Origin of the sequence: Streptomyces sp. UNOC14_S4, from assembly GCF_020740835.1 — a bacterium.
Taxonomy (GTDB): Bacteria; Actinomycetota; Actinomycetes; order Streptomycetales; family Streptomycetaceae; genus Streptomyces.
Window position 1 is genome coordinate 1 of the sequence record NZ_JAINFC010000362.1, and the last position, 7,876, is coordinate 7,876.

General features: G+C 65.6%; 13 protein-coding genes and 1 pseudogene. 8 read left to right on the forward strand and 6 right to left on the reverse strand.

Annotation, left to right across the window (positions count from 1 at the left end):
- Positions 1-184: pseudogene (locus tag K6I34_RS26425) on the reverse strand (metal-dependent hydrolase); the annotation flags it as partial.
- Between the two features lie 100 nt (positions 185-284).
- On the opposite strand from K6I34_RS26425, the gene K6I34_RS26430 reads away from it, so the two are divergent.
- The 3 genes from K6I34_RS26430 (at position 285) to cutA (ending at position 1,278) form a co-directional block, all read left to right on the forward strand.
- Positions 285-686 carry a MerR family transcriptional regulator gene (locus K6I34_RS26430; RefSeq protein WP_229329263.1) on the forward strand — a complete coding sequence of 134 codons (402 nt, stop codon included), beginning with the start codon at positions 285-287 and terminating at the stop codon, positions 684-686.
- Positions 687-760: 74 nt separating this feature from the next.
- Positions 761-955 (forward strand): hypothetical protein, encoded by a 195-nt coding sequence (locus K6I34_RS26435; protein ID WP_229329265.1) that lies wholly within the window; start codon positions 761-763, stop codon positions 953-955.
- On the forward strand, positions 952-1,278 hold the full coding sequence (gene cutA, locus K6I34_RS26440; protein ID WP_229329267.1) for a divalent-cation tolerance protein CutA: 327 nt from the start codon (positions 952-954) through the stop codon (positions 1,276-1,278). The genes K6I34_RS26435 and cutA overlap by 4 nt, the downstream gene beginning before the upstream one ends.
- On the opposite strand, the gene K6I34_RS26445 is transcribed toward cutA, so the two are convergent.
- The 3 genes from K6I34_RS26445 to K6I34_RS26455 are packed head-to-tail and all read right to left on the reverse strand — an operon-like array spanning position 1,266 to position 2,545.
- Positions 1,266-1,460, reverse strand: coding sequence for a hypothetical protein (locus tag K6I34_RS26445; protein ID WP_229329269.1), 195 nt, complete (start codon positions 1,458-1,460; stop codon positions 1,266-1,268). The two genes, cutA and K6I34_RS26445, sit on opposite strands and share 13 nt — an antisense overlap.
- A gap of 27 nt (positions 1,461-1,487) precedes the next feature.
- Positions 1,488-1,682, reverse strand: a complete 195-nt coding sequence (locus tag K6I34_RS26450) for a hypothetical protein (protein ID WP_229329271.1) — start codon at positions 1,680-1,682, stop codon at positions 1,488-1,490.
- A gap of 11 nt (positions 1,683-1,693) precedes the next feature.
- A complete protein-coding gene (locus K6I34_RS26455; RefSeq protein WP_229329273.1) occupies positions 1,694-2,545 on the reverse strand; it encodes a DUF5753 domain-containing protein in 852 nt (283 codons plus the stop codon).
- Between the two features lie 281 nt (positions 2,546-2,826).
- Between K6I34_RS26455 and K6I34_RS26460 the strand changes: the two genes are divergently transcribed.
- Both K6I34_RS26460 and K6I34_RS26465 read left to right on the forward strand, forming a co-directional pair.
- Positions 2,827-3,336: an ATP-binding protein gene (locus K6I34_RS26460; RefSeq protein ID WP_229329275.1), complete on the forward strand. Its 510-nt coding sequence runs from the start codon at positions 2,827-2,829 to the stop codon at positions 3,334-3,336.
- 269 nt (positions 3,337-3,605) lie between these two features.
- On the forward strand, positions 3,606-3,761 hold the full coding sequence (locus K6I34_RS26465) for a DUF6131 family protein (protein ID WP_229329277.1): 156 nt from the start codon (positions 3,606-3,608) through the stop codon (positions 3,759-3,761).
- Positions 3,762-3,885: 124 nt separating this feature from the next.
- On the opposite strand, the gene K6I34_RS26470 is transcribed toward K6I34_RS26465, so the two are convergent.
- Both K6I34_RS26470 and K6I34_RS26475 read right to left on the reverse strand, forming a co-directional pair.
- Positions 3,886-4,284, reverse strand: coding sequence for a hypothetical protein (locus K6I34_RS26470; protein ID WP_229329279.1), 399 nt, complete (start codon positions 4,282-4,284; stop codon positions 3,886-3,888).
- Entirely contained in the window at positions 4,281-4,565 is a 285-nt protein-coding gene (locus tag K6I34_RS26475; RefSeq protein ID WP_229329281.1) for a hypothetical protein, read from the reverse strand. The genes K6I34_RS26470 and K6I34_RS26475 overlap by 4 nt, the downstream gene beginning before the upstream one ends.
- Before the next feature lie 191 nt (positions 4,566-4,756).
- Here K6I34_RS26475 and K6I34_RS26480 point away from each other — a divergent pair, with 191 nt between their 5' ends.
- The 3 genes from K6I34_RS26480 to K6I34_RS26490 are packed head-to-tail and all read left to right on the forward strand — an operon-like array spanning position 4,757 to position 7,855.
- Entirely contained in the window at positions 4,757-5,206 is a 450-nt protein-coding gene (locus K6I34_RS26480) for a hypothetical protein (protein WP_229329283.1), read from the forward strand.
- A gap of 16 nt (positions 5,207-5,222) precedes the next feature.
- On the forward strand, positions 5,223-7,289 hold the full coding sequence (locus tag K6I34_RS26485) for a DUF6571 family protein (RefSeq protein WP_229329285.1): 2,067 nt from the start codon (positions 5,223-5,225) through the stop codon (positions 7,287-7,289).
- A complete protein-coding gene (locus K6I34_RS26490; protein ID WP_229329295.1) occupies positions 7,286-7,855 on the forward strand; it encodes a hypothetical protein in 570 nt (189 codons plus the stop codon). Before K6I34_RS26485 ends, K6I34_RS26490 begins: the two co-directional genes overlap by 4 nt.
- The last annotated feature ends 21 nt before the right edge of the window (positions 7,856-7,876 follow it).

Here is a 7,876-nt window from a genome sequence, read left to right on the forward strand (position 1 = left end):
GGCCCGTACCTGTCAGGGCACGGTCCAGCACGCTCATCTCGTGGCGGAGGGAAGCCAGGTCTGTCGCCCGTTCCGGGTGCGGGCGGGTGGGAAAGAGAACCGTGCGTTCCACGCCCGCGTCGTCCAGCGCGGACAAGTGGATGTCGAGCGGATCGTGGACGTGGCTGTGGGCATCGATGATCACGTGAGCCTCCCGGGGGTGCGGGCCGTCGGCGGAATGCGGGCGGCGAGGCCCAGTGTTGATCCCTGACACCATTGGAAGGTCAAGCGAGAAGGGGAGAGCTGTGCTGATCGGGGAGTTGGCCGAACGGACCGGGACCAGCGAACGACTGCTGCGCTACTACGAGCGGGCCGGGCTGCTACGGCCCGAGCGACTGCCCAACGGCTATCGGGACTACGCCGACTCCGACACCGTGGCCGTACGACGCATCCGCGCCCTCCTCACGGCCGGACTGCCCACCCGCGTCATCCGCCAAGTGCTGCCCTGCACCACCGGCACGGCCACTGTGCAGCCCTGCCCTGGCGTCCTCGACGCACTCCGCGACCAGCTGCGCGTCCTCGACGAGCGGGCAGCCGAACTCGCCGCGGCCCGCGAGGTGCTGAGGGAGACCATCACGGATACGGAAGGCCGGGGCGGGGACGGCCGCCCCTCCCGGGGAGGCGAAGCGGCAGAAGCACGTTCATGACCGTTTGATGAGCGTTGTGCAAACACGCGTGCGATGAGCGGGGTGATGTCAGTGGCTCCTCGTAGCCTGTGACCATGTCACGTAACACGACCCTCGACCAGGTGAACGAGGAGATCCGCGCATTCCTGGCCGTCCGCCGCGGCCGCGCTCTGACGGTGGCGGAGCGCAGGGTCTACGAGCAGCTGCGCTCGGAATGGCTGGCGGCCGGGCGACGAGCGCGGTACGGCACCGGCGCCGCCTGCTCCGGCCGCATACGCTCCTCTGTATGACACTCCCCGAATACGCCGTGGTGACGACGACCACCGACACGGAGAAGAAGGCCCGCGCCCTGGCCACGGAGCTGGTGGGCGAACGGCTCGCGGCCTGCGCCCAGGTCTACCCGATCTCTTCCGTGTATCGGTGGGAGGGCAAGGTGGAGCAGGGCGAGGAGTGGCGGCTCGACCTGAAGACGCGCGCGGATCTGGTGGAACCGCTGTCCGCGCGCATCACGGCCCTCCACGGCTACGACACCCCGGAGATCATCGCGGTACCGGTGACGGCCGGGGGCGAGGCGTATCTGAAGTGGGTGGCGGAGGAGACTCAGAGCAAGTGATCGGCTTTGCCGGCCTTGATCTCGCGGATGAGGGCGCGGAGCGCGTCACGGGTGTCGGTGACGTAGTGCTCCTCGGCTCCGCCGACGGCGATGTAGGCGTTGCCGGCATTGTCGGTGCCTATCCGGAAGCATGCGCTGGCTTCAGCGCAGAACGGCTCTTCCCAAGCTATGTGGTGGTTCATCGTCGCCCTCCTCAAGGCTTGAGGCTGTCAGAGAAGGTGATCAGCCTTACCCGCCTTGATGTCGCGGATGAGGGCGCGGAGCGCTTCGCGGGAGTCGGTGACGTAATGCTCCTCGGCACCGCTGACGGCTATGTAGGCGCTTCCAGCGCCGTCGGTGCCTATGCGGAAGCAGTTATTCCCGGCTCCGCAGAAGGGCTCTTCCCATGTTATGAGGTGGTTCATCGTCGCCTTCCTCAGAGGTCGTTCGTAACGGCATGAATGAAGTCACGTGACTGCGTGGGATCGAGGGCGGTGCGTTCCATCCAGTCCAGGTGGTCGCCGTACCGTGCGAGCTGCGATTCCGCATACAGGAACAACGGACCGCCCGCGGAGTCGAGCTGAACGGTATCGAGCTGGGGCACGGGACCGTCCGCGTACAACATCGCATGCCCCGCTCCGGGGAACGCACCCGTACCGACAGGCAGCACGCGCAGCGTGACGTTGGCGCGCTCGGACATGGCCAACAGGTAATTCAGCTGGTCCAGGGCGACCTTGCGGCCACCGAACTGCATCCGCAGCGCCGCCTCATGGATGTACCCCAAGTACGTCAGCGACCTTTCCCCTTCCAGAACTTGCTGCCTCTGCATTCGGTGTGCCACGTGGAGCTCGACGTTCAGTCGTGGCATGGGCGGAAGAACTGCCTCGAAGATCGAGCGGGCGTACTCCTCCGTCTGGAGCAGACCAGGGAGATGTGTCACCTGGAAGGTCCGCACTCCGACCGCATGCCACTCCAACTCCGCGATGTCCAGGAGTCCCGGTGGCAACGTGCCTCGGAAGTCCTCCCACCAGCCACGGTGTCGTTCCTTGGCCATGTTTTCCAGTGCTGCGACGTACTTCTCGTCCGGACATGCGAAATGGCAGGCCAGCGTGCGAACACGATCAGGTGCGGTAGCGCGTACACCCGACTCGAAGTTGGAGATCTTGGTTCGGTCGACGCCGAGCAGCCGGGCGGCATACTCCGCCGGGGCGCCTGCGGCTATGCGCATCTTGCGCAGCTCGGCGCCCAGCCGCTTCTGTCGTTCGGTAGGCATGGCCCTGGGTGTCATACGTCTTTCCTACTGAGCTCAGCGGGAGCCCTACGTACATACAGCCGCACTTCACCCGATCGAGTCAATGGCCCCAACACAGAGGGCACACGTGCCCTCTGGTCCACTAGCTTCGGCACCGCATCGCTCACCGCACGGCGTCAGCCGGAAGCGCATCGGTGTGGGCTGCCCGCTGACTCCTGCCCTGGGAGGGGCAGCCCGCCCCCAGGGAGACAAGCCACCGGCACCGCGCGCCGCGCGTACCCCACCACCTCACCCACCCCACCACTCGGAGCTGCCGTATGTCCGTCAGCCTCTGCCCGCTCATCCACCAGCCGGTGCCCGCGACGGAGCGTCCGCCGCTGCCACTCGGGAAAATCGCCTACTGCTTCACCCTGCCCGGTGGGCCCGAAGCCGCCGGGATCGCCTGCGACAACGCACGCGCCTCACTAAGCAGGCACAGCATCTCGGACATCACACTCCCCGCGCTCCAGGTGGTCAGCGAACTCACCGCCGCCGCCTCGCTGTTCGCACCCGGCCAGGCGCTCTACGTGCACCTCCGCTGGCGCGAGGAGGACGATTCCCTCCGCACGATCGTCTGGGATCCTCACCCCCGCACCCACGCGGACCCCGACTCCACCGCGACCTGCATCGCCCATCGCAAGCGGCAGTTGCTCCGCCTCGCCCGGATCGTCCACGAATGCGGCGGCAACTGGGGCCTCTCCGAACCGGCCGATACCTCGGAGGGCACCCGCGTATGGGCCGACCTCCCCCGTACGGGGGCGGCGGCCTACGCGCGGCAGCCGCTCTGAAAAACTCGCGCGCCACGGGAAAGCGCTGGGCGCACCACGGTGAAACCCTCGGGCGACGTTTTCGGACCTTCCTGTCGCCCCTCCGCCGGAGATATCCTGAAAACTGCGGTACGTCTCGGCCGCGAGGGCGGCCGGGCAAGGGAGAGTTGCCTCGGCAGCCGTCCTCCACTGCCTGTGGGGTGGCGGAAATCCGTCACCCTCGCCGCCCGCGCTTGAAGACCCAAGCGACGCGCCCGGCAGACAGGCAAACGGAAACTCAGGAGATCACCGTGATCGCCCTAGGTGTCATCCTTCTCGTCATCGGATTCGTGCTGGGCATCCATTTTCTGTGGACGATCGGCGTCATCCTGTTCGTCATCGGCCTCGCCCTGTGGCTTCTGGGAGCAGTCGGTCACGCTGTCGGCGGCCGACGCCACTACTGGTAGCAGGCAACACACGCTCGCGGGCGCCGGAGGTGAGGTACGGCTCCGGCGTCGGTCAGCGGGTGGCCAGGAGCTCAAGCGTGTCGATCACGCGGTTCGAGAAGCCCACCGCGTGGCCCGCCGTCGCTCAGTGGAAGCCCAGCATGCCGGGCGAGTCGATATCGACGGTGACGACACCGGGCGGATAGGCACCTTCGTCATCAGTCAGCAGGATCGACATACCGGTGAACTCCGCACGCGGCAACGCGCAGTACAGGGCGTGACAGGTGTCCGCGCCGCCGTAACCGTCACGAATCATCGTGCCGACGCTGACGGCGGCAACCGCGTCAAGGTCGTCGACCACGACGGCGGAAAAGGCGAGTACGCGGCGAGAAGCCCCTTCGTCGTCCGCTTCGGCCTGCATCAGGCACAGGGCAGGGACCACCAGCCGGTCACCGGGCGTGCGGGCCATATTGGCCACAAGCAGGTTCAGCGTCTTGTGCCCGCTGACGAGAGCTTTGACGGCACCGGTGTCGAGAATGATCACGCGGCGGCACCCGGGGCGTTCCGGGCCTTCACCGCGGCGATCTTGTAGATATTGCCCAGGATGTCGGGCGCCCGATCGAACTCGTCATCACTGATGTCGATACCGATCACGCGGCGCACGGCCTCTCGGTCGGCGGCCAGCCGCTCCGCACGCTGCGCGGCAGTCGGCTGCTCCGCGGCCAGGGCCTCGACCAGCTGGCCGATGCTCACCCCCCGCTCCTTCGCAAGCTCGGCGAGGTGATCACGAGTCTCACGGGAAACCTGAATCGTCGTCGTCGCCATAGCATCACTATAGACACTCCATAGCAGCCGGGCCACCCCTTCCTGTACCAGGCACATTGCCTCCGGGATGGGCGCGACACGTCGTCGATGGGCCCACCCCGAGCAAACCCGTCAAAACCCCGGCGCGGTCAGACGTTCGACCGTAGCGTGGCTCCCGCTGGCGATCATTGACGCGATTGCGGGGTGGGTCCGTGTCGTTCGAGGACGAGTGGGCGCAGAGCAAGGCCGAGGCGGCCCGGGACAGTTCGGTGCATACGCGGCTAAACATGCTGCCGTCCCCGCCCGGGGGCTACGACCCCGATCTGGAGGCCTCCCAGTTCGACCTGGCCAAGGTCGCCCACGCCGCGTACCAGCTGCACGGCGGGCTGCAGGCCGCGGGCGGGCACGCCGACAAGAGCAGCAAGAGCGCCGGCTCCGAGCTCTCCGGCAGCCACCTGACATCCGGCCCCGCGCTCACCAAGCTCGCGGAGACGTGGGAGACGCAGGTGAAGACGCTCCTGGAGGCGTGCGCGCACATCTCCAATCACCTCGCGCTCTCGGCGGAGATGGCGACCGAGCACGACGAGAAGATAGCGACCGGTTTCCAGGACGCGAAGCACCGGCTGATGACCCCGTCCCGCATCGCCGAGTACTACAACTAGCCCGGGGGAAACGGAAATGTCCCTGTCCTTCGAGGACGTGCTCCACCTGCGGCTGGACAAGCTCGGCACCGCGACCGACGACTGGACCGCGCTGATAGGCAAACTGGAACACCTGGCATCCGAAGCCCGCGACAGCATGAAGGCCAAGTCGGATGCGGCGCGCTGGCGCGGTGAGAATGCCGGGGTGACCCGGCCCTTCGTCGACAAGACGGCCAAGGAGTTCCAGGACGCGGTCACCCAGGCCACGAGCATCCGCAATATCCTGCGCGATGCCCATACGACGCTGGGAAAGGCGAAGCAGGACTTGCAGAAGATCGTGGACCACCCTCCGGCGGGGGTCACGATCTGGCCGGACGGGGTCGTGGCCCGCTCGGTGCACCCCGACCGGCGCGGTACGGGCAACACCGACCCGGGGCCGTCCGCTGAGACCCTGGACGGCGTCGCCGACCAGATCAAGCGGGCTCTGGAGCAGGCGGCCGAGGCCGACGAGACGGTGACCCGGGCGCTCAGCACCATTTCCACCAAGCATCCGTACGACTTCAGCAGCGAGAAGTACAAGTCTCTGGCCGACTTCAGGAAACAGGATCGCGACCTGTCCATCAAGGACGCGGACGAGATGGTCAAGCTGGCCGCCAAAGGCGTCAAGACCGATGCTGAACTTGCCCGGTTCAACGAGGTATTGGCCATGCACAAGGACAACCCCGTGTTCTCCGAGCGCTTCGCGACGAAGATGGGGGCCGAGGGCGTCATGGACTTCTACGCCGGTCTCTCCGACCCGCGGCGGCTGCCGAAACCCGGCACGCAGCGTTTCGAGGAGTTGGAAAAGCTCCAGAAGAACCTGGGGTTCGTCCTCGCGGAGGCCACGCACTCCGACAGCGCGGACATGCGCAAATGGAAGCAGGACGTCATCCAGCTGGGCCCCAAGGTGCTGGACCTGCCCGACCACCAGAAGGCCTACGGTTTCCAGGTCATGAGCAGCCTGATGCACACGGGCAACTACGACAAGAAGTTCCTGAACGACTACGGCAACGCCCTGGTAGCGACCGACCGGAAGATGAAGCTGCCGGGCCACTTCTGGAACGGGCCGACCGTCCAGAACAACCACCTCAACTTCGACGGCGTGGAGAAGGACTTCGGCCGCGATCCGATGACGGGGTTCTTGAAGGCTCTGAGCCATAATCCGGATGCGTCGACGGAGTTCTTCAACACGACCGAGCCGCAGGACAATGCGCAGTACGTTCTCAAGGACCGGCACTACTTCCGTGACGGCGGCAAGGAGGGCGGGCCGAACGCGGCGCGTGAATCGGCAAGCGCCGCGCTTTTCGCGGCGGCGTCAGGGATTGACCCGGACCAGAAGGACGTCAAGTTCGTCCAGCATACGGTCGAGCACCAGAAAGTTCTCGACCGGTCGCTGAAATATCTTTCGGAGATGGGCGATGACCTTCCCGCAGAGCTACGTGAGGGCATGGCCAAGGCCCTGGTCAACCATGGGGACACAGTGCACCGTGCCATGAGCAGTCTCGCTCAGGACGAGAGCCCGCTCGACCGCCAGCAGCTGCTCGAAGTAACCAAGCAGATCTCCCGCGACCACAGGACGTACGGGCTCCTGAACGACGGAATCAACAACGAAATCGGCCGAGACATCGAGGCCCACCCCGGAACCAAGGAATCCCTGCTTCGCGCCGGCCAGACGAACGGTTTTCTGGAGGAAGCCAAGTACCAGGCCCTCCGTACCGACAAGGAAGACCCCTCCTGGCAGCAGAGATGGGAATACCACGCCGTCGGTGGACTGGTGAACGCGCTGCTCCCCGGCCCCCTCGCGGACTGGGGGCAGCGAGGGGTCGACGCGATCACATATGAGAGGCAGATGGAGAAGCAGCACAAGATCGACGGCGAATTCAGCGACCAGAGCAGTAAAGTATTCACCGCCCGCGAGAATCAGCTCAGCTTCCTCTCAGACAAATGGGAGAAGACCAACCCGGAGCTGGCAAAGAAACAGGGCCACTACTTGTGGCTCACCGAGATCAGTGAAGCCGCGGGAAATGGCAACAGCCGCGCCAAGGGTCTGGCAGGTGCTCAATGACACGAGCCTCACGCAAGAGCGCTGTCAGCAGATCGGCTCTCGTCGGCGCGCTGCTCGTTTTGACGGCATGCGGCGGCAGCAAGGGCCATGACGGCGCCATCCCCGAATCACTGTGCGATGTGAAGGTGGAACCTGATCTCGTCAAGCCGCTGCTGCCGACAGGGAAGAAGTTCCACTACTTCGACTCGGGGGACGGGAAAGAGAATCGGCTTTGCCAGCTCTACGTCGGCGGCGAGAAGGTCTTCGACATCGACAACACCCGTTCCCTCGTTAAACGCGATGCGATGACCTATGCCCACATGTCGCTTTACGGACTGGAGAACACCGAAAGAGCCGCGATCGGCGATGACGGAGTGCTGGCCGACAACGGCGCGTACATCGTGAACAGCTGCACCTACCAGGGCAAGAAAATGAGTTACGTCCTGTACATCCACGTATCGCAGACCAAGGAGGACTACTACGAAGGCCTCTACGCGGGGAAGCATCTCAAGCTTCGCCCCGAGGTGCTGCGCTTCGCCAAGGCATACCTGCCGGGAGGCGCCAAGGTGATGGGCTGCGCCACGTAGTCCGGGTGCCCTCCACCCGCC

Excerpts from the sequence above, each read along its gene's own strand:
- K6I34_RS26435 (WP_229329265.1), top strand. The coding sequence starts at position 761 with ATGTCACGTAACACGACCCTCGACCAGGTGAACGAGGAGATCCGCGCA.
- cutA (WP_229329267.1), top strand. The coding sequence starts at position 952 with ATGACACTCCCCGAATACGCCGTGGTGACGACGACCACCGACACGGAG.
- K6I34_RS26445 (WP_229329269.1), bottom strand. The coding sequence starts at position 1,460 with ATGAACCACCACATAGCTTGGGAAGAGCCGTTCTGCGCTGAAGCCAGC.
- K6I34_RS26450 (WP_229329271.1), bottom strand. The coding sequence starts at position 1,682 with ATGAACCACCTCATAACATGGGAAGAGCCCTTCTGCGGAGCCGGGAAT.
- K6I34_RS26455 (WP_229329273.1), bottom strand. The coding sequence starts at position 2,545 with ATGACACCCAGGGCCATGCCTACCGAACGACAGAAGCGGCTGGGCGCC.
- K6I34_RS26460 (WP_229329275.1), top strand. The coding sequence starts at position 2,827 with ATGTCCGTCAGCCTCTGCCCGCTCATCCACCAGCCGGTGCCCGCGACG.
- K6I34_RS26475 (WP_229329281.1), bottom strand. The coding sequence starts at position 4,565 with ATGGCGACGACGACGATTCAGGTTTCCCGTGAGACTCGTGATCACCTC.
- K6I34_RS26485 (WP_229329285.1), top strand. The coding sequence starts at position 5,223 with ATGTCCCTGTCCTTCGAGGACGTGCTCCACCTGCGGCTGGACAAGCTC.
- K6I34_RS26490 (WP_229329295.1), top strand. The coding sequence starts at position 7,286 with ATGACACGAGCCTCACGCAAGAGCGCTGTCAGCAGATCGGCTCTCGTC.